25 protein-coding genes are annotated in these 18,072 nt (G+C 35.9%); all 25 read left to right on the top strand.

Annotated elements, in window-relative coordinates; translation table 11 throughout:
• The coding region (locus tag RT41_RS09370; RefSeq protein ID WP_143467366.1) for a DUF1140 family protein at positions 1–123 on the top strand (123 nt) is incomplete at its 5' end.
• A 437-nt stretch (positions 124–560) separates the two neighbouring features.
• The gene (locus RT41_RS09365; RefSeq protein WP_054639852.1) at positions 561–914 is read left to right on the top strand and encodes a hypothetical protein; all 354 of its coding nucleotides are present in this window, start codon (positions 561–563) and stop codon (positions 912–914) included.
• A gap of 392 nt (positions 915–1,306) precedes the next feature.
• Positions 1,307–1,882 (top strand): bacteriophage terminase small subunit, encoded by a 576-nt coding sequence (locus RT41_RS09360; RefSeq protein ID WP_096819111.1) that lies wholly within the window; start codon positions 1,307–1,309, stop codon positions 1,880–1,882.
• The gene (locus RT41_RS09355; RefSeq protein WP_054639850.1) at positions 1,866–3,488 is read left to right on the top strand and encodes a terminase TerL endonuclease subunit; all 1,623 of its coding nucleotides are present in this window, start codon (positions 1,866–1,868) and stop codon (positions 3,486–3,488) included. Before RT41_RS09360 ends, RT41_RS09355 begins: the two co-directional genes overlap by 17 nt.
• Positions 3,478–3,762, top strand: coding sequence for an HNH endonuclease (locus RT41_RS09350; protein ID WP_096819109.1), 285 nt, complete (start codon positions 3,478–3,480; stop codon positions 3,760–3,762). Before RT41_RS09355 ends, RT41_RS09350 begins: the two co-directional genes overlap by 11 nt.
• 14 nt (positions 3,763–3,776) lie before the next feature.
• Complete coding sequence (locus RT41_RS09345; RefSeq protein WP_096819106.1) at positions 3,777–4,886, top strand: phage portal family protein; 1,110 nt, start codon at positions 3,777–3,779, stop codon at positions 4,884–4,886.
• Positions 4,867–5,421, top strand: a complete 555-nt coding sequence (locus RT41_RS09340; protein ID WP_054639847.1) for a hypothetical protein — start codon at positions 4,867–4,869, stop codon at positions 5,419–5,421. Before RT41_RS09345 ends, RT41_RS09340 begins: the two co-directional genes overlap by 20 nt.
• A complete protein-coding gene (locus RT41_RS09335) occupies positions 5,408–6,592 on the top strand; it encodes a phage major capsid protein (protein ID WP_096819104.1) in 1,185 nt (394 codons plus the stop codon). Before RT41_RS09340 ends, RT41_RS09335 begins: the two co-directional genes overlap by 14 nt.
• A 13-nt stretch (positions 6,593–6,605) precedes the next feature.
• The gene (locus tag RT41_RS09330; RefSeq protein ID WP_054639844.1) at positions 6,606–6,866 is read left to right on the top strand and encodes a hypothetical protein; all 261 of its coding nucleotides are present in this window, start codon (positions 6,606–6,608) and stop codon (positions 6,864–6,866) included.
• A gap of 127 nt (positions 6,867–6,993) precedes the next feature.
• Positions 6,994–7,308: a hypothetical protein gene (locus RT41_RS09320; protein ID WP_143467365.1), complete on the top strand. Its 315-nt coding sequence runs from the start codon at positions 6,994–6,996 to the stop codon at positions 7,306–7,308.
• Positions 7,298–7,639, top strand: a complete 342-nt coding sequence (locus tag RT41_RS09315) for a hypothetical protein (RefSeq protein WP_054639842.1) — start codon at positions 7,298–7,300, stop codon at positions 7,637–7,639. The genes RT41_RS09320 and RT41_RS09315 overlap by 11 nt, the downstream gene beginning before the upstream one ends.
• Positions 7,627–7,989, top strand: a complete 363-nt coding sequence (locus tag RT41_RS09310) for a hypothetical protein (protein ID WP_096819100.1) — start codon at positions 7,627–7,629, stop codon at positions 7,987–7,989. Before RT41_RS09315 ends, RT41_RS09310 begins: the two co-directional genes overlap by 13 nt.
• Positions 7,990–7,999: 10 nt before the next feature.
• On the top strand, positions 8,000–8,674 hold the full coding sequence (locus RT41_RS09305; RefSeq protein ID WP_096819099.1) for a capsid protein: 675 nt from the start codon (positions 8,000–8,002) through the stop codon (positions 8,672–8,674).
• Between the two features lie 33 nt (positions 8,675–8,707).
• Entirely contained in the window at positions 8,708–8,986 is a 279-nt protein-coding gene (locus tag RT41_RS09300; protein WP_054639838.1) for a hypothetical protein, read from the top strand.
• 57 nt (positions 8,987–9,043) lie between these two features.
• Positions 9,044–9,508 carry a hypothetical protein gene (locus RT41_RS09295; protein WP_096819098.1) on the top strand — a complete coding sequence of 155 codons (465 nt, stop codon included), beginning with the start codon at positions 9,044–9,046 and terminating at the stop codon, positions 9,506–9,508.
• Positions 9,508–12,201, top strand: a complete 2,694-nt coding sequence (locus RT41_RS09290) for a tape measure protein (protein ID WP_096819097.1) — start codon at positions 9,508–9,510, stop codon at positions 12,199–12,201. Before RT41_RS09295 ends, RT41_RS09290 begins: the two co-directional genes overlap by 1 nt.
• A complete protein-coding gene (locus RT41_RS09285) occupies positions 12,201–13,118 on the top strand; it encodes a phage distal tail protein domain-containing protein (RefSeq protein WP_054639833.1) in 918 nt (305 codons plus the stop codon). The genes RT41_RS09290 and RT41_RS09285 overlap by 1 nt, the downstream gene beginning before the upstream one ends.
• Positions 13,118–14,236: a hypothetical protein gene (locus RT41_RS09280; RefSeq protein WP_096819095.1), complete on the top strand. Its 1,119-nt coding sequence runs from the start codon at positions 13,118–13,120 to the stop codon at positions 14,234–14,236. The genes RT41_RS09285 and RT41_RS09280 overlap by 1 nt, the downstream gene beginning before the upstream one ends.
• Positions 14,233–14,511 (top strand): hypothetical protein, encoded by a 279-nt coding sequence (locus RT41_RS09275; RefSeq protein ID WP_054639831.1) that lies wholly within the window; start codon positions 14,233–14,235, stop codon positions 14,509–14,511. Before RT41_RS09280 ends, RT41_RS09275 begins: the two co-directional genes overlap by 4 nt.
• Positions 14,511–15,317 (top strand): hypothetical protein, encoded by an 807-nt coding sequence (locus tag RT41_RS09270; RefSeq protein WP_096819093.1) that lies wholly within the window; start codon positions 14,511–14,513, stop codon positions 15,315–15,317. The genes RT41_RS09275 and RT41_RS09270 overlap by 1 nt, the downstream gene beginning before the upstream one ends.
• A gap of 15 nt (positions 15,318–15,332) precedes the next feature.
• The gene (locus RT41_RS09265) at positions 15,333–15,671 is read left to right on the top strand and encodes a hypothetical protein (protein ID WP_054639829.1); all 339 of its coding nucleotides are present in this window, start codon (positions 15,333–15,335) and stop codon (positions 15,669–15,671) included.
• A gap of 17 nt (positions 15,672–15,688) precedes the next feature.
• Complete coding sequence (locus tag RT41_RS09260; RefSeq protein ID WP_054639828.1) at positions 15,689–15,982, top strand: phage holin, LLH family; 294 nt, start codon at positions 15,689–15,691, stop codon at positions 15,980–15,982.
• The gene (locus RT41_RS09255) at positions 15,979–16,761 is read left to right on the top strand and encodes a C40 family peptidase (RefSeq protein ID WP_096819092.1); all 783 of its coding nucleotides are present in this window, start codon (positions 15,979–15,981) and stop codon (positions 16,759–16,761) included. The genes RT41_RS09260 and RT41_RS09255 overlap by 4 nt, the downstream gene beginning before the upstream one ends.
• 140 nt (positions 16,762–16,901) lie before the next feature.
• Positions 16,902–17,297: a DUF6941 family protein gene (locus RT41_RS09250; RefSeq protein WP_096819090.1), complete on the top strand. Its 396-nt coding sequence runs from the start codon at positions 16,902–16,904 to the stop codon at positions 17,295–17,297.
• Between the two features lie 2 nt (positions 17,298–17,299).
• Positions 17,300–17,872 (top strand): hypothetical protein, encoded by a 573-nt coding sequence (locus RT41_RS09245; RefSeq protein ID WP_054639824.1) that lies wholly within the window; start codon positions 17,300–17,302, stop codon positions 17,870–17,872.
• Positions 17,873–18,072 lie beyond the last annotated feature (200 nt).

The raw sequence follows: 18,072 nt of genomic DNA, 5'->3' as shown, positions 1-18,072 counted from the left end.
TTAGCTGAAATTGATAGGCTTTTCCGCTGGTCGGAACGGCTGCACCAAGAACAATTAAAATTTATAGAAAAGTATCCAAAAGTTATGGAGAAATACCGACAAACTAATATCACTGGTCAATGACTGGTGGGGAGGGATTGAATGATTGAAAAAATACTATGGATACTAGCAGGCATTGCTATTATAGTGCTGAATGTCGTTATCTATATTGACAGCAGGAAGGACAAGAAATGAACGTGATAAAATTAGCACTGAGTATCATAGCAGTAGTGATTGCATTCTTGCTTACGTGCTTATTGCTAGCCTTACCAATATGGCTACTAGGTTTGATTGTAGCGATATTAGTACTATCCGTGCTGTTTAAGAATGGAGATGGGAAAGAATGAAAGATGAAGATGGAATTATTGGAGGTTGTTTAGTTCCAACACTCCTAATTATGATTATATTTTGGTTTGGCAGGGATATATTACATTGGTGGTAAAAAACAAAAAAAGCCCATTGCAGTGGGCCTCTCCTGATAGTTTCGTTAATACTATTATAACATAAGGAGTACTGTATTTGTGGCAAAGATTGACAAGTTAGATAGACTAATACGTGATTATGTTACTGGTAATATGGATAAGAAAATCACATCAATTAAAAATGCGTTAAAGTATAAAGCAAAGGGGGGAAATTTAAGTATTGATAATTTGATTGCTAGCGACAAACAATTGGCTGAACTTATTTTTCACAAAGAACAAATTGAGGTTTGGTACTGTGCATATCCAGAAGCAAAGCAAATATGTGAGTTAAGGTGGATTGAGAATAAGCAACAATGGGAAATTGAACAGGAAGTTCTATTGAGCAAAGCCACTATATATCGTAGGTATTCAGAATTCAAAGCAACACTGACTGAATGGACAGGAATTAGATAAAGAGTTACAGTCGTAGCTCTTTTTGTATTACCGAAAATCTGATTGATAGATGAAACATAAATGAACTAAAGATGAGACTTCAAGCACTGCTATAACTGGGATAATTAATATATGAACACAAGCAGGCAACCATCGGTGATTAGTGCTTAGTAGTTTCATGAGCAGGTCAAGGTTCGACTCCTTGGCTTGCTATTGCTCGAATAAAATTAAAATAAAAATAAAAAAATTTATTCGAAAAAAATAAATAAAAAATTTCTTACCCCCCCCTATTTTGATTTTAGGAAGGGGATTTTAGGCGGAGGGGATACCCTTTTAAAAACCTCCATAAAATTCAAAAAGAAGTTTTTGGAACTTTAAGAAATGCTTTGGAAGTCGTAAGAGATTTCCAAACTATGATTAAAAATATCCTTAAAAAAGAAAAGTTTTCTAGGAAGGGAGTGATCCAGTTAGCTAAAGAATCTAAAATGTCAATTTTGAATAGTCCTGAAACAACTGAAAAGATTCTCTCGTTAGTTTCCGAAGGATATTACGACAAAGATATCTACAAAGAGTTAAAGATATCAAATGCAACGTTCAAGAAGTGGAAAGACGAACACACAATTGAATATAAGAAAGCCAAAGCTAAGAGCATAAGTATTGCCTTGAAGAATGCACAAAATGGCTTAATGAAAAAGCTGTTAGGTGGTGTTAATAAAGAGGAAACATTAAATTTTCAATACGATGATGATGGAAATGAAACGTTAGTGAGCAAACAAGTGAAAACGAAAGAGTTTCCACCAGATACATTGGCAATTATGTTCACTCTAAAAGCTGGTGATCCTGAAAAATGGAACTATGCAGAGTTCAAACGACTTCAAATAGATGATGCTGGTTCTGATGCATTAAAAGAGTTGGCTATGGAGGCTGCTAAATACAGCTTATCTAATTACCAAAAGCCACCGGAGGTAAGCGATGAAATACCTCAATGAAATGCTCGCTTGGAATGAAAAGCAAGGCTATAAATTAAACAAATATATCAAAGCAACCATAGAAAAGCAGAAAAGAATTCATAAAACCTATATCTACCGCTATGACAGAGTAGAACAATACATAGATTTTGTTGAAAATAACTTCATGCTAACAAAAGGTGACCTAAGATATATCAACTTGTTTCCCACACAAAAATGGTGGATTGAATTAATGCTTGGTTATGACCGAATTAATGATAAAGGTCAACAAGTCCAACTCACAAATGAAATCTTCTTAAACGTTGGCCGTGGAACTGGTAAAAGCTCACTTATGGCTACTCGTGAGTTGTATTGGTTACTTTGGTCGGGTGTATATGGCGGTGAAAGCCAAGTTATAGCTTATGACAACAAGCAAGCAAGACAAGTATATGACCAAGTGAGAATTCAATCACAGGCAAGCCCTTATTTCGCGAAACTAAGTGAAGCAAAAATATTCAAAAGCACAAAGATTGGCCTTGAATATACCGTTAATCAAAATAAGTTCTTCAAACAGACTAATGATGTGAATCGTGCTCAAGGTGGAGACACAAGTTTGAATATCTTTGACGAAGTTCATACATACAAAGACGATATCACAGAAGCAGTTAATAAAGGTTCACGACAAAAGCAAGCAAATTGGCAATCAATCTATATCACGTCAGGTGGCTTAACAAGAAACGGTCTCTATGACAAAATGATTGAGCGGTTTACTAGCAAAGAAGAAATGGACAATGATCGTAGTTTTGGTTTGCTCTATAAGTTAGAAAACATAGAACAAGTTAAAGATAAGTCTTATTGGTCAATGGCTATGCCATTAATTGGACACGTTCCAAGCTATGAAAGCGTGGAGGAAGAATATAACCTCAGTCAAGGAGACCCCGCTCTACAAACTAAATTCCTAGCCTATAACATGGGTGTTCAGATGAATGATGTAACTTATTACTTCGACCAAAAGAACGCTGTTAGGAGCGAATTTGATGAGTATGTGTTTGATGATAATAAAGTATATGTAGGAATTGACTTGTCACTCGTTGGAGATTTGACTGCTGTTTCATTCCTGTGTGAAAAAGAAGGTGTGAAATACTCCAAAACCATTTCATTCATGGTCAAAAGGCAGTTTGAAAACTTAGACAACGAGATGAAAGAACGTTACGAAACATTTGTTGATGAAGGCAGCTTGATTGTTCTTGATAGTGAATATATCAAGGGGAGTGGAATCATTCCAGAAGTCCAAAGGTTTAAAGACATCCATCATTGTCAATTTAAGAAAATAGGGTACGACCCGTCACGCTATGAGGAATTAAAAGAACTCATTGACCGTTATTTCTTTGATGTAGATGGAGACAATCAAAAAGCTATTCGACAAGGTTTCTCAATGTCTGACTATATCAAGCTATTCAAAATGAATATTGATGAAAGACAATTAGTCCACAATCAGAAGTTACTCGAGTGGTCACTAATGAACGTGGCAGTCAAGATTGGTATTTCCAAAGATATTATGTACACCAAAATGCTTGATAAAGACAAGATTGACCCTGTTGTAGCTCTAACCATGGCATTGGAGGTGATGGTTTTAGATGAGACGTGATGTTGAAACTGTTCGTGAAAGTGGCTTTTATTCATCTAAAAAATGGATTGCGTTGAGAAACTCAATTCGTGAACGTGATCAGATGACTTGCCAAATCTGTGGGGACTATCAAGCTGAAAAGTATGAAGTTGACCACATTATCGAGCTGTCATGGGAAAACGTTGATGACTGGGAAGTAGCATACAATCCAGATAATTTACAACTCTTATGCCATGCTTGCCACAATCGAAAAACGAAGGAAGGTAGAAAATATGGAAAAAGGCTTTTCTATTAGAGGAGATACGCTGAATGAAATTAATTGATAATATTGTCCGTATTTTTACTGGACGACTAAACAAATATACTCAGCATGCAAGTTGGAGTGGTGGAGCAGTTAACTTTACTTCTAATTTCATCATGAATATTCAGTATCGCATTGCTAACGAGCTTTCAAAAACATATTTTAACCATGTTCAATATACCACGAATGATACTGGCTTTGATTACATGAAAAACATGACAGGCTCTGATATTGATGAAGTATTGAACTGGTCACCAAAAGGCTACGAAAATACAACTGAATTTTGGCGAGAAGTAACACTTCAATTACTCCAAAGCAAATCAATTCATTTAAAGCCAACTTTTTCTGATACGACATTAACTGATTTAAGAAATGTTAATGATGGAGAAGAATTTAAGCTTAATGAAACTGTGAATATTATTAGCCCATTCTTTAGTAATGAAAATACAAGTTTACTCGATAACGTATTAACAAGCGTTTATGACAAGTTAGCAGCTAACAAAACTAAAGCATTTTTAAAAGTAAATACCACATTCGATGTAGGAAAAAACGAATTTAAAGCGAAAGTTTTAGAACAACTTGCGACCATGCAAGAAGTTGGAGAATTTAACGGAATAGGCGTTCTTGATGCGAAAACAGATCTAATTGAATTAAACAATTCTTATAGTGTTTTATCCGCTGAAGAACTTGGGTTTATTAAAACTGAAATTTTGAGTGGATATGGCATCAGTGAATCAGTTTTGACAGGTACAGCCACGCAAGAAGAAACAAATACTTTCTATGCGAATGCAATGGTGCCACTTCTCAATCAATTGGAGCGAGAACTGACCTATAAACTCATAAGCTCATACAAACGTGTTAGACGAGAAGGCAAGCAAAGCTATCAAAAAATAGTGATTAACAATGCCGTCATGAAGTTTGCAACACTTGATCAATTGATTAAGTTTAGTCAAATGAATACTAACACACCTATCGCTCAACAAAATGAAGAACGTTCATTCTATGGACTTCCACCAGTTGAAGGGGGCGACCAATTCTTTGTCAATTTAAACGCTACTACCAGCAAGCAAATTGAAAATAATCAATCGGAGGTAAGTATTGAAGAAAATAATCAATAGTGCTCAAATCGCAACTAATGCACCAGAGGTAGATGTTGGTAATGAGCAAGCACAGGTAACTTATCACACAGTCATGGCACATATTGATGAAGTCAACAGCAACGGTTATAACTTGCAAGGTGATGTCATTGAGTTTACTCGTGAAAAATATCCTTTACTGTATCAACATAATGACCAAGATGTTGGTTCTATGATTGGGTGGGTCATTCCATTCTTTAACGAAAAAGATGGGACGTATGAAGCTGATTTTGGATTCTATGAGAGCGCTGGATCTATTCCACAAGGTGTATCTGATGGGGTATTCAAAGAAGTTTCTGTCTCTTATTACGTTGACGAAGGGGAGTTCACAGACGACTTTGTGCTAAACATCTCCAAAGCAACGTTTGCAGAGCTATCTATTGTCTCTGTGGGGGCTGATACAGCCACCTCAATTGTTAAAAATGGATTAAGTGCAGAACTTAATGAAGAACGTGAAGCATTAAAAGAAAATGCTAGAAAATTAAAGGAGTTAAAAGATAAATATGAATTTAGCTGATAAACAAATTGATGAAAAATTCAAGAAACTTGTAAATGCAAAACTTGAAAAAATGGCAGAGCTTGCAAAAACAAACAACGCAAAAGTTGGCGAAGAATTAGATCTAGAAATTCAAACGATTAACGACAATATGCAGAAACTTGCTGATGAGCTTGGAGTTAGCTTAGACGAAATTGGGCAAAACACAGGAAATGAAAATCAAAACGAATTAGGGGAAAACAAAATGACTCAAACACCGTACTTGAACACTAAAAAAGCAGGATCAGACTTCTATAATATTCTTGAAAATTCTACAAAAAAAGATGTAGTCAATAACTGGAAAGAAAATCTTAAGAAAAATGGCGTAACTATTACAGATGAAACACTTCGTTTGCCAAAAGTTATTTCAGAAGAAGTGCAAACAACATTAACCAATACAAATGCTGTCTACCCATTGTTCCGAGTTACAAATATGGGTGCACTGATTGTATCTAGTTCATTTGAGTCAAACGATGAAGCTCAAGTCCATGTGGAAGGAACAGAGAAAAAAGTACAAGCAGCGACCCTTACTGTCGATTCTATTGAGCCACAAATGATTTACAAACTCCAACAAATTTCCGAAAAAGCAAAACGCTTGACTTCTAATTACGAACAACTTCATTCAATGATTATCAAAGAACTCACTCAAATGATTGTAAATAAAGTAGTTGATTTGGCCTTAGTTGAAGGTAATGGAAAGAACGGGTTCAAGGCCATTGCTACAGATGATCGTGCAAAATTTGTAAAACATATTACAGGAGTTACTACTCTAGTTGATGGAATTGAAGATGCGGCTGATTTTGTACGTTCACTTGCTGGAGTTAAGAACCTTATTGTTACAACTGAACAACGAAAAGCAATCTTGAAAGAACTTCGTTCCTTGCCTGGAAACGAACATACACGAATTAAAAACGACGATGCTGAAATCGCAAGTGAAGTTGGAGTTGATAAGTTGATTGTTTACACAGGAACAAAAGCACTAAAACCAACAGTCCTTGTGACAGATGCTTACCATGTCGATATGGGGGACTTGACTCGTGTTGAAGCATTTGAATGGAAAACAAATGAAAATGCGATTTTGATTGAGTCGCTATCAGCTGGCCATGTCGAAAAAATGAATGGCGCTGCAGATATTACAATCACAACTGAATAAGAAAGGTTAGCTAATGATTGATTACATCAAAACATTCTGTCAAATTCCCGAACAAGTTACTATTTATGATGATAATCTCAAACAGCTCAGAGATGAGGCGCTGGGAATCTTAACAATTGCAGGCGCAAGCATAGACGAAACCAATGCGATTGTTAAGGCCTACACCTCAACTTATTGTCGTTTACACTACCAACCTGATGTCACTAAAACATTTGACGAAGTAGAGAACAGACGACTTCAAGAAATGATTAATCTATTAGTATTTGGAGGTTAAAAAATGTACAAAGCAAAACAAACTTTTCTTTCAAAGGACGGTAGGATTATCACTTTTGGAACTAAGGTAAATTCAGTTGCTGGTTACCCTGTTAAGTTCTTCGAAAAGCTTGAGGAGGAAACCAAAAATGAGAATGACGCAGTTAAAACTGGTGGTAGTAGAACTCGTAAAACAACCAAACAAGACTGAAAAAGAAGTTTCAACAGAATATATGTTTGCAGCTAAAAAGGAAAAGCTCAGTCAAGCAAGACTGGATAATTTCTCAATGCAAGGCATGGCTCGCACATACCGATTTAAAGTGTTCAATATTGGCAATTTAGCTGACCTCGACTTCTCATATTTTATTGACGAAACCGGTAAAAAGTACACTATCAAAACGTTTAATGAAAACTTAGATGACAACACTTGGACAGTAGAGGGTGAGGTATCGAATGGCATTTGATGACTATGAAGATTTTCTCAACTTTACCGAAACGTTAGATCTAAAAGATGTCATCTTTGGAGTAAAAAAAGAAATTATACCAAACACTTTATACATTTCGCTTAGCGAGCCGAAAACAGTAGGGTCTGATGACTTCAAATTCACTATAGGATATATCTTTGACTTGGTTTTATCTGCAACTGATGTGGATACGTCTGTTGTATCTGAGCTGTCAGATTATATGGTAGAGGGGTTCTCATATCAAACATGGGATGAAAGCTCTAGGCTCTATGTTTATTCAGGAAGAATATATATTCCTGATGGAGGAGATGTAAGACCATGGCAGAACTAGATATCAGTAGAACAGGTGAGTATTTTCGAAAACAAATCGAGAATAAAGCCAGTGAGTTTGTTTACAATCAATTGAAATTGAGTGCGAATAGAGCTAGCTCTAGAAAAAGAAGATTCCGTGGACGAAATGGCAAGGTATATAGTTACTCGAAACATTCGAACACGGGGCAACTTTCGAATAACATTAAAAAATATAAAACAACAAATGGAACGACAATAGATGCAGGTACACGTTCAAACTACTCAGAAGGCTATCACGGTATGTATTTCTTGAATGAGAAAAAGGGTATCAAAGAGGTTGATGAAATATTGAACGCATTACCTAAGTTTATTGAAAACATTAATTTGTAAAGGAAACTAAATGATTAAATTAAAATACGGAAACCGTTCAATCACTTGGGGGAATGAAGCATTAATTACTGCCGATTACGATAGAACAGGTGAAACTTTCAAAAACATTGAACTAATCACAGGTATGGTTAAAGCAAAAGCCATGGAGGACAAAGGCAGTGTTACAAACTACCCAGCTGATGACATGGCAGACCATGGTTCAAAACGTGGAGCAAGTATTCTAGAGGGCGAACTCACATTGATTCAAGCAGACCCAACGTTTAAAGTCTCAATGCTTGGACATATTGAAAGCGAGAATGGCTTTGGTACAGTTCCAACAGGAAATTATCCTAAAAAAGCGGTGCAATGGGTTCGCCGGATGCAACGGAAAAACAAAACTACTGGAGCACTCGAACAAGGCTATCAAATTTTAGTCTATCCAAATGTTCAAGCAACAGGCGAGATCACTTCTGAAAGTGAAACAGACAGCCAAGACGGTGCAGATGCAATCGAATATGTATTCCCAATCCAAGCAACAGCTAGTGATTTTTATGCTCAAACAGATGCGGAAGGCAATTCAGTATATCCACCTGAAGCCATTTATGAAGTTTGGGGGGCAGATGCTACAGCATTTGAAGCAAAACTTACCGCAGAATTATTCATTTTTGAACCTGACACAGTTTTAACAGCTGGCACAGGCGCTTAATTTAGTAATAGAAACTAGTAAAAGGAAAATACAATGAAACAACTATCAATATCAAGGAAATTTAAATTAATCACTGGTTCAGACATTATGAAAATGATGAATGATTATAAAACCGACAGCGAAAATGGTATGGAAAAATCAACTGAATTAATGGAAAACGTTCAATTTGGGCTATATCTCGCATTTCAAACTGATCCAGCTACTGGTAAACAAGAATACAGCGAATATCTCAAAACTGGAGAATTTGATACTGATGGAAATACATTTACTTCATTGGTCGATCGTTGGAAAGTCGTTTCTGGTTTAGAGTAAAGAACAAGTAACGATACATTTTATATTTGTATCGTTATTTTTTTGAAAGGGAAATCAATGAAACTAAAGGATGCCATTACATATTATGAGCTGACTGGAACAGATTTTATAGCTGATATGAACGAATACTACGAAACATTAAGAGCATTCGAAAATGGTGTGGTTTCTAATGACTTCATGGATATTACGGAGCGTTTCATTGGTAACCTAACAGAATTATCCGTTGTCAATCAGTTGAGTATCACAGAGCCAAAGAAACTACTTGAATATTATTGTCACACCATACCTCGTGAAAAGGTAAATGAAGATGAATTTAAAGCTGTACCTCTAGGAGATAACTCTTTTAAGAAGAGAAGGTCCGAAGAAAATATAGTAATAAAAATTCTAGTATCGTTTCTAGCTAATAATACGAACGTACAACAATTTTTCGATATCGAGTTAGAACTTTTACTTGAAATAATTGAAAAGGCAAATGAAATTAATGAAGAATCGAAAAAGAAAAACAAAAGGGGGCTTGATTAATGGCGAATAACGCTAAATTCAAAATTGATATTTATGGCGACACAGCAAACTTTGAGAAAAGTCTTAAAGGTGTTAATTCCGCCATGAGTTCTCTTAAAAAAGAGGCAGGGGGTCTAAGAAATGATTTAAAATTAGATCCTTCAAACACTCAAAAAATGGCACAGTTACAAAAAAACTATGCTCAACAACTGAGTCTTACTCGTGAAAAAGCTTCACAGCTTAAAAGTGAAATAAATAACCTTGACAAATCTACACCAGATGGCCAAAAGAAATTCATTAAACTTTCTAGAGACTTGCAAGATGCGGAACTGAAAGCAGGTTACTTAGAAAAAGATATCAAAACTCTTGACACCTCTATTTCCAGTGGGAAGTTCAGTGCCAAACTAAAAGTTGATGATAGCGAAGTTCCTTCAAAAGTTAATTCGTTCAAAAACTCAATTTCTTCTATTCGTGAAGTCACAGTCGGAGCTTTGCGAGAAATTGGTGCGTTGGCCGTCAACAAACTTAGTGATGCTTTGGGTGACTGGGTTAGTGGTGCGGTAGACACTCAAAATGCAATGATTGCATTGAAAAATACAATGAATTTCAGCGGAAACGTGAAAGAATACGATTCGTTGTCCAAACGAATGCAGAAACTTGCGACTGATACAAATGCAAATACTGAAGATACTTTAAAATTAGCAACTACATTCATCGGTTTAGGTAACAACAGTGAGACTGCTGGTCAAAAAGTAGAAAATTTGGTTAAAGCCAACCAAGCATTTGGTGGTTCTACTGAAAATCTAAAAGGTGTAACTCAAGCCTATCAACAAATGAGCGCAGCAGGTAAAGTTTCAGCTGAAAATATCAATCAACTTACTGATAACAATACCGCTCTTGGTTCTGCACTAAAAACAACTGTCATGGAAATGAATCCTCAACTTAAACAGTTTGGCTCTTTTGCTCAAGCGAGCGAAAAAGGGAAAATTTCAGTCGAGATGCTTGATAAAGCAATGCAAAAGCTAGGTCAAGCTGGTGGCGGTGGGGTTGCTACTATTGAAAATAGCATGGCATCGTTGAATGAGACAATATCATTAGCTATACTTCCAGCACTTACAGCTATCACACCTCCATTGACTGACTTTATTGATTCAATCGCCAGTGGTGTTCCAAAAGCAATAGAATGGTTTACTCAACTTTGGGAGAGTTTTCAAGCAAGTAACGTTTTTACATTTTGGAATGAAGCTGTTGACAACTTCAAAAAAATTGTTTCTGAGATTTCAACAGAAGTTTCAAATTTATTAACGAGTTTTGGATACATTCCAAACTCCACATCCTATTCAGGAAGTGCGATTGATTCAATTACTGTAATATTTGAGTCATTGATGAAAACTTTAAAAAATGTAACAAAAGGTGTACTTGATTTTATTGACTGGTTCAAAAAAGGTGGAACTGATGTTGATGCATTCAAAACTGTAATAATTGCTTTAGGAGCAGTTTTTGCAGCTCTTAAGATAGCTGGAGTAGTTATTTCTATATCTAAAGCATTTACGACTTTAAAAACAGCTATTGGAGTAGTCAAGTCAGCGACACTAGCAATGAATTCTGCATTGTTGGCCAATCCTTTTGTAGCTATAGCAGTAGCAATAGCGGTCGTTGTCTCAGCTCTTGTGTACTTCTTTACTCAGACAGAGACTGGTCGAGCTTTACTTGCTAAATTCGTAGCTTGGATTCAAAATCTAGGCGCTCAATTGCTTACTTTTTTCAGTGGAATAGGTACATGGTTTTCAAATCTTTGGACAACAATCAGCACTGGTGTATCTACATTCATATCCGGAATAGTTACTTGGTTCAATAACTTAATTACTTCGGTTGTAACTATTTTCAATACAATTGTGGCTGGGTTTGTATCTTTTATCAATAAGATTATTGCCTTTTTCCAACCGTTAATAACATTCGTTTTGGCTTTGGTAGATTTATTTAGTGCAATTTGGGGCTTAATATTTATTGTCATCACAGGTGTTGCTAATAAAGTATGGCAATTCTTAGTTTCAATTTTCACATCAATCAAAAACTTTATTTCTGGAGTATTTGCTGGTATTGCAAGTTTTGCTCAAATTGCCTTTAATAAAATACTAGCATTCTTTGCACCGATTGGGGCATTCTTTAGTGGGATATTTAATTCTGTGAAAAGTGTTGTATCAACAGTGTTCAGTGCTATTGGTAACTTTGCAAGTAATTCCTGGAATAAAATAAAAAGTGCTTTTAGCGCAGTCGGATCATGGTTTGGTTCAATATTCAATGGTGCTAAATCTGCAGTTTCAAATGTATTCAGTGCATTGGGTGGATTCGCAAGTAATGCATGGAATAGTATTAAAAATGTATTCAATGGGGTTTCCTCATGGTTCTCAGGTGCTTTCGATGGAGTAAAGTCAGCAATTACAAAGCCTTTTGATGAGGCACTGTCATTCGTTCAAGGAATTACAGATAAAGTTAAGGGTGTAGCTAATAAAGTGAAAGGGTTCTTTGGTGGTTCGAGTACTTCAATAATTGGAGAATTCCATACCCCTGAAAACCTAGGAACAATGGTAAGAAATTCTAGTTATGCAACCAATACTACAATTACAAATCATTTCAATATTAAAGGTCAAAATGGAGATATGACGAGTCTTGCTCGTGCAATCAAACGAGAATTTGACTTAGGAAGGGCATAATGACAGTTAGACAGTTTAAAATTCATACAGATTTGGATAGTGAATCCGATGAAGTGATCGATGTGACTAATGGACTGATAAGATTTTATGAACCTTCCAACCTAGGAATGTCTGTTTCCAATAATATATGGCAATCTGATGGTATTGGGGTTAAGGGTTATTCAGAAACCAACCAACCCTCAATATCTTTCAAATTAATCACTTTGGCAAACACTCGTTCAGATAATTACGCATTAATCCGAGATTTTATCCAAAAGATCATATCGTTTGAATTTGTAACTTTGGAGTATACGACAGATATTTTTACAGTATATGCGGACGTTGCAATTAGTGAACAAACAAAAACGGAAGGTTATGGCAGAAATGGCCAATTTGAAGAAACTATAGCTTTTGATTGCATCACCAAGTGGTACACCTATGAAAAGCTTGAATTTGGTTCTGTATCAAATGGTTCAGTAGTCGAAGGACTTTCAAAAATATATAGTGGAACTGACATGGGTTACCACTATTCAAGTAAGCCTGAATACACTTATTTTGGTGAAACGAATGTTGACCGCCTCAACAGAGGGGAGTTTACAAGTAACACTTTTGGAATCACGGCTAAGCTAATACCAACATTATCTACTGGTGTAGATAATGGCGGTTCATTTGGTATTTCTTTTGCCAACCAAGATTTCAATGAATATACAGCAATTGTATTCACAATGTCAAAAACCCCTAATTACATTCAGCTAAATACGGATGTTAATGATGAATATTACCTCGCAGATTTTGATGGTTCGGGGACTGGGGTTAATGTATTCACAAGTTTAGACTTTCAGCGCTATCGCTCAAGACTATTTCAGAAAGGTGCTGTTAGTCTAATCAATTGTGACAGTGTTGAAATTAACATCAAAAGAAAGGTTGATTTTATTTAATGTTAGAGTACAATCTTTTTGAAAATTTCAACCCAAATGTATTGAATCAAAATTCTTATGTGATAGCTGGTGGAAACTTTGTGAAACCACCCACTCCATTACCAATCGCTCGTGGTGTTGTCATGGGCTACGAGCTTTGGGCGACTGGTTACGAGTATACTTCGACAGCGACATTATCGGGTGAAGCGGAAGTTGGAAATATCATTCAGGTATTAACAAATGATACCTATAGCATGGCTATAAGTAGTAGTTCGAATATTACGTTTGACATTAATTATCTTTATTTAATAACTGATATAGATGATTCAAATAAAGCCACACTAAAGAATTATTTTTGGGCATGTATTGATGGGTTAGAAATTCCCACATCACTTTTGACAAGTAAAACAACAGCAGCTATTTTCAATTCTATTCTCACAAGTTCTAGTATTTCATTAATGGTCCATGGCAATTACATGAATACTAATGAAGTATCACAAGCAATATCATGGAATAGGAAATCTGAGACTGATTCAGCAGAAGATGTTGCGAAAGACTTATTTAGAATTGCTAAAATTCAACCCTTGACATTTTTCCAAGATCGCAAGTTTACAAATCAATCTGGAGATATCATCACTTTAAAAAACGGAATATTTGTTGGCTTAACTGGCACAAAATGGACTAGAACACCAAAAACAACAAGGGTAGACTTCAAAGATAATCCGAGCACTGAGACTGAGACTATTGTAGAACGTTCTAATTATAACTACATTGATGTCTATATCAAGGATAGTACTGGAAAGTATCCATTAACTCCAACAAGTTACACAATCAATAGCTCAAATGTTTTAGTTCCTTTAGCGAGTTATTCAGGTGACGGATCAGATTTACCTAGTCAAAGAATTGTAAAAACTAGTTTTTATGATGAAGCTCCATCGGCTGCCGAAATTAAAAGCGAAATAACTGGGGATACCATAATCACTAAAATTTACTTCAACCAAAGCAAGCTACAACCGTTACAAGTAAATGATTTGGTAGAAATTTGGTATGACGGAATTCTATATTCTGGATATATTTCTGATAGATGTCTTACTGATTCATCCGACAGATTGCTATTTATTGAGGGGGTTAAGAAGTGATTTATCTAGCAAAAATTGAAAAGAAACATTTTATCCAGCCATTCGAAGATACAATACCACTAAAGCTCAATCATAAAGAAATACTCCCAGGTGAAGTTAGTTATATTGACCAACACACCTTAAAAATAACAACTCCGTTAGAGTACGAATTAGGTCAGGGTGTTTCAATTGGCGGTTTTGATATTGGTAAGAATAAATATAATTTAAATGAGCTTTCAATCACAGATTATCCTGTGTTTGAAGAAGCAATGATCTATAAGAAAGAAGATGAATAATGGCAATTACAAAATTTACATTTTTTAGCCCCAATGGCAATGATTTTCCAGTAACTGCTACTGCAGATGCAAAACTCTACTCAATGATTGGTGGGATTGGCTATGATTCCTATAGAATGAAGCATTGGTCCACTCCTACTAACACAGCGTTGAATAGAGTTTATGTTAACACGTCAATAATTTTAGGTGGTAGGTACTTTGAACTTATCAATGAAACAGTAACTTTGACAGCTAATGCTACAAATTACGTTCATGTGAATATTGATTTAACCAATACTGCTAGCCCAGTCTCAATCACTGTTGAAATGGCTAATAATTCGAACTCCGTTGATATTAATAACACTTCTGGTGTATTAAAACATTGTATTGAAACAGTAATTACTAGTGCAACAGCGGTAACATCTTCAACGATCATGCCAATGACACAAACTTTTAAAAACATCGTAGCTGACTCAATTAAAAGTACGAACGATACCGATGGGTGGGTCGATTTGACACCAATAAATGGATTTTCTGGAAATCTTAAGTATAGAATTAAAAATGGGGTGCTATCAGTTCGAGCTTATGCGTTAACTGGACCAGCCGTGGCACAAGATACAGCTGTAATCATGGCGAACTTACCAAATGGAATTGACGCTTCATACTTGATTGGTGTAATGGGAACGGCTCCAGCCATTGGCTCTGGCCTCTTTGCATCATATCCATGCATGGTTTACAGTAATACCAACGGAAATATATATTTTGCACGTGATGCAGCCTTGCCAGCTGGTTATAAAATAAGTGGAACAGTATCAGTACCTATATAGAAAGAAAAGGAGTTTATGGAATTAGAAAGACAAGTGCAGCAGCACGAGGAAAAATTGAAGCAACACGACCGAGAACTTGCTCGATTGAATGACCTTTCTGTTGTGATGCAAACCTCAATTAATGAAAACTTAGTCCGTGTCGATGAGTCAAATAAATTTTTGAGAGATCAGAATGTCGAACAAATGAAACAAAATAACGACATTATCCATGCCGTTATGAAGATTAATGAGAAAACAAGTGACAAGAACTATGAGGCCAAGATGTTTGACCGTAAAAACATTTGGCGAGCACTCTTTGCCATTGGTGGATTCGTGGGTGGGTTCATCTTGGCTTATTTCAAAATACAATTTTAACAAAGGAGAATATTCAAATGAATTTAGACCAAATTTTAAATCTTATTGCATTAATTACAATCGCAGCACCTGTCGTTGGGTCGGTTATTACCTACATCATTCCTAAAACTAAGAATGTTAAACTACAGAACGCTGAGAAGCTCGCTCTTCAAGTCGTTAAGGCTGTTGAACAAACAGGGGGACAATTGACCAGTAAAGAGAAGAAAGACGTCGCCACAGCTAATCTGACGGCTCTCGTTAAAGCTGGAGGTGCAGAAGTAGACAGATTAATTGAAGCGGCCGTTAACACCATGAATGGAGAAAAACAATGACAATTATTTGGACGAATGCTGTAAACTGGTATAAAAGCAATATTGGGAAACAGACCTATTCACAAAAACCACCACGCTTTGACTGTTCATCATCGGCCACTCTCGCTTTTGCTTCAGCAGTTGGAATTAATATTGATGCAATGAAGTATTCAACAGTGAACCTAGCGGACCTGTTTGCGAAGAATGGACTTAAAAAAGTCTACTCTGGCCCAACAGCAGGGGCGAAGAATTGGCGAGGCTACGGCTTTGCATTGATGTCAATTGGTAGTGACATGTCAAGCTCAGCAGGAGATAATGGCCACGTTGGACTGATTACACCCGACGGGAGCTTCTATAACACAACAGCCACTGACTGGTTAAATGGTAAAACTTTTTTGAAAAACAATGCGGTTCAGGTTGCGCCCTGGTCTGCTTACACAGTGGTAACTCGATTGAAAGCACACACTGAGATTTGGGCCTTACCAGAATCAACGAGTAAGTTAGTAGTAGACGGCTACGATGGTATCGCAACTTGGAAAGCAGTTCAAACCTATCTTAATAGCATTGGTTATCACTTAGATGTGGACGGAATACCAGCAGTGAATACAATTAAAGCGCTTCAACAGGCCTTAAATGCTAAACTTAAGATTAATTTAGTGATTGATGGAATCGCAGGCAGTCAGACGTGGTCAGCACTCCAACGCTTGCTAGGCACACCAGTAGATGGCATAAAGTCGAAACCTAGCCAAATGATCATGGCAATGCAAAAAGCACTGAACAACGGCAAGAATTGGATATAATTTAACCCCGCTTCGGCGGGTGTTTTTTGTTACACAAATAAAATAAAACAAAAGATAATCGACATATTGCTTGACATTTATGCTACCATGTTATAAAGTTTAAGTAGTATAAAAAAATAAATTTGGAGATTTATGGAATCATGAGTGAAATTAAAGTTAAATTTATAGTTTCGGAAGGGATTGAATCACAAATAAACGGTCTTCAACAAAGACAAGTGATAATTAATCCGGTAATGGTATTTTCATCAAAATATATTCCAACATCCCTTTCTCTAGCCACAACTATTGTAGCATCAGGAGTAGAAACTGGGAAACACATCATTAATTTAAGAATAAATAACTGCACTAAAGAGGATGATGTTTTTAACTCAGGAAATACAAATGTTGAAATTAATGAACTCCTTGATAATTTCGTACTATCAGCAGATTTGAAAAACATCGCTTTTGAAACTGAGGGGCAATATAAAGTAATCTTTACAATAGATGGTCAAGAATTTGAAGATACATTTTCGGTAAAAAAGACAGTTGAAAAATAAGTATGGAATCATTAAAAGTTTTCCCTGGCAATATCCAGATTTTTAAAATTACTCAAGACGATGAAAGTAGCTTACCAAAATCAAAAGCAACAGTGATTGCTTTTGCCATGATTGCTCTATCAAGTCTTACTTTTTCAGCAAATCTTAGTCAAGGATTGCATTTTGTATCATCTAAAAATAAAACAAATTTTTCAAAAATAATTGACAATAGTGATAAAAAAACTCGCTCTGTAAATCTATCTAAGAAGGAAGGGGAGGCTAGTATGTCAGAAGTTAAATTAAATGAAGTTCAAAAATATTTTGATGATAAAATATCTAATGTAAAAGAAAATATTCATAACATTGATAAAAGGCTTTCTGTTATGGAAAATGAACTTGGGCACTTATCAAAGAGTTTGGAAAGCATTCCCGAAGTCATTGAATCATCTGTCCGGCTTACATTGGATAAAATAGAAAAAGAAAAAAAGGTAAAATGGTGGGATCGATATGGTGGCCCAATTATCACCGGGGTAATTGTTGCGATTATAACCGTAGGTGGACCGTTTTTATTAAAATTATTAAAAATAATAAAATAATATTCTCGCCCTCCGGGGCGTTTTTCTTCACAATATAATATAATAAATAAGCACTCCTTCGGGGGGACTTTTTTTGTTTGAAATAATAAAAAGTGCTATAATAAACACATGGAGTTCTCACTCCTCGTTTCAAAAGCACTCGTTTACTCATAGGGACGGGTGCTTTTTTGTATTACAATTAAAATCTATTATGTTATAAT

Source organism: Lactococcus fujiensis JCM 16395, assembly GCF_002441655.1.
In the GTDB taxonomy this organism is placed as follows: Bacteria; Bacillota; Bacilli; order Lactobacillales; family Streptococcaceae; genus Lactococcus; species Lactococcus fujiensis.
This window is presented reverse-complemented; position numbering and strand designations above follow the sequence as displayed.

Bases quoted from the DNA above. Each gene is read 5' to 3' on its own strand.
- RT41_RS09360 (WP_096819111.1), top strand. From the start codon at position 1,307: ATGATTAAAAATATCCTTAAAAAAGAAAAGTTTTCTAGGAAGGGAGTG.
- RT41_RS09355 (WP_054639850.1), top strand. From the start codon at position 1,866: ATGAAATACCTCAATGAAATGCTCGCTTGGAATGAAAAGCAAGGCTAT.
- RT41_RS09350 (WP_096819109.1), top strand. From the start codon at position 3,478: ATGAGACGTGATGTTGAAACTGTTCGTGAAAGTGGCTTTTATTCATCT.
- RT41_RS09345 (WP_096819106.1), top strand. From the start codon at position 3,777: ATGAAATTAATTGATAATATTGTCCGTATTTTTACTGGACGACTAAAC.
- RT41_RS09335 (WP_096819104.1), top strand. From the start codon at position 5,408: ATGAATTTAGCTGATAAACAAATTGATGAAAAATTCAAGAAACTTGTA.
- RT41_RS09330 (WP_054639844.1), top strand. From the start codon at position 6,606: ATGATTGATTACATCAAAACATTCTGTCAAATTCCCGAACAAGTTACT.
- RT41_RS09320 (WP_143467365.1), top strand. From the start codon at position 6,994: ATGAGAATGACGCAGTTAAAACTGGTGGTAGTAGAACTCGTAAAACAA.
- RT41_RS09315 (WP_054639842.1), top strand. From the start codon at position 7,298: ATGGCATTTGATGACTATGAAGATTTTCTCAACTTTACCGAAACGTTA.
- RT41_RS09310 (WP_096819100.1), top strand. From the start codon at position 7,627: ATGGCAGAACTAGATATCAGTAGAACAGGTGAGTATTTTCGAAAACAA.
- RT41_RS09305 (WP_096819099.1), top strand. From the start codon at position 8,000: ATGATTAAATTAAAATACGGAAACCGTTCAATCACTTGGGGGAATGAA.
- RT41_RS09300 (WP_054639838.1), top strand. From the start codon at position 8,708: ATGAAACAACTATCAATATCAAGGAAATTTAAATTAATCACTGGTTCA.
- RT41_RS09295 (WP_096819098.1), top strand. From the start codon at position 9,044: ATGAAACTAAAGGATGCCATTACATATTATGAGCTGACTGGAACAGAT.
- RT41_RS09290 (WP_096819097.1), top strand. From the start codon at position 9,508: ATGGCGAATAACGCTAAATTCAAAATTGATATTTATGGCGACACAGCA.
- RT41_RS09285 (WP_054639833.1), top strand. From the start codon at position 12,201: ATGACAGTTAGACAGTTTAAAATTCATACAGATTTGGATAGTGAATCC.
- RT41_RS09280 (WP_096819095.1), top strand. From the start codon at position 13,118: ATGTTAGAGTACAATCTTTTTGAAAATTTCAACCCAAATGTATTGAAT.
- RT41_RS09270 (WP_096819093.1), top strand. From the start codon at position 14,511: ATGGCAATTACAAAATTTACATTTTTTAGCCCCAATGGCAATGATTTT.
- RT41_RS09265 (WP_054639829.1), top strand. From the start codon at position 15,333: ATGGAATTAGAAAGACAAGTGCAGCAGCACGAGGAAAAATTGAAGCAA.
- RT41_RS09260 (WP_054639828.1), top strand. From the start codon at position 15,689: ATGAATTTAGACCAAATTTTAAATCTTATTGCATTAATTACAATCGCA.
- RT41_RS09255 (WP_096819092.1), top strand. From the start codon at position 15,979: ATGACAATTATTTGGACGAATGCTGTAAACTGGTATAAAAGCAATATT.
- RT41_RS09250 (WP_096819090.1), top strand. From the start codon at position 16,902: ATGAGTGAAATTAAAGTTAAATTTATAGTTTCGGAAGGGATTGAATCA.
- RT41_RS09245 (WP_054639824.1), top strand. From the start codon at position 17,300: ATGGAATCATTAAAAGTTTTCCCTGGCAATATCCAGATTTTTAAAATT.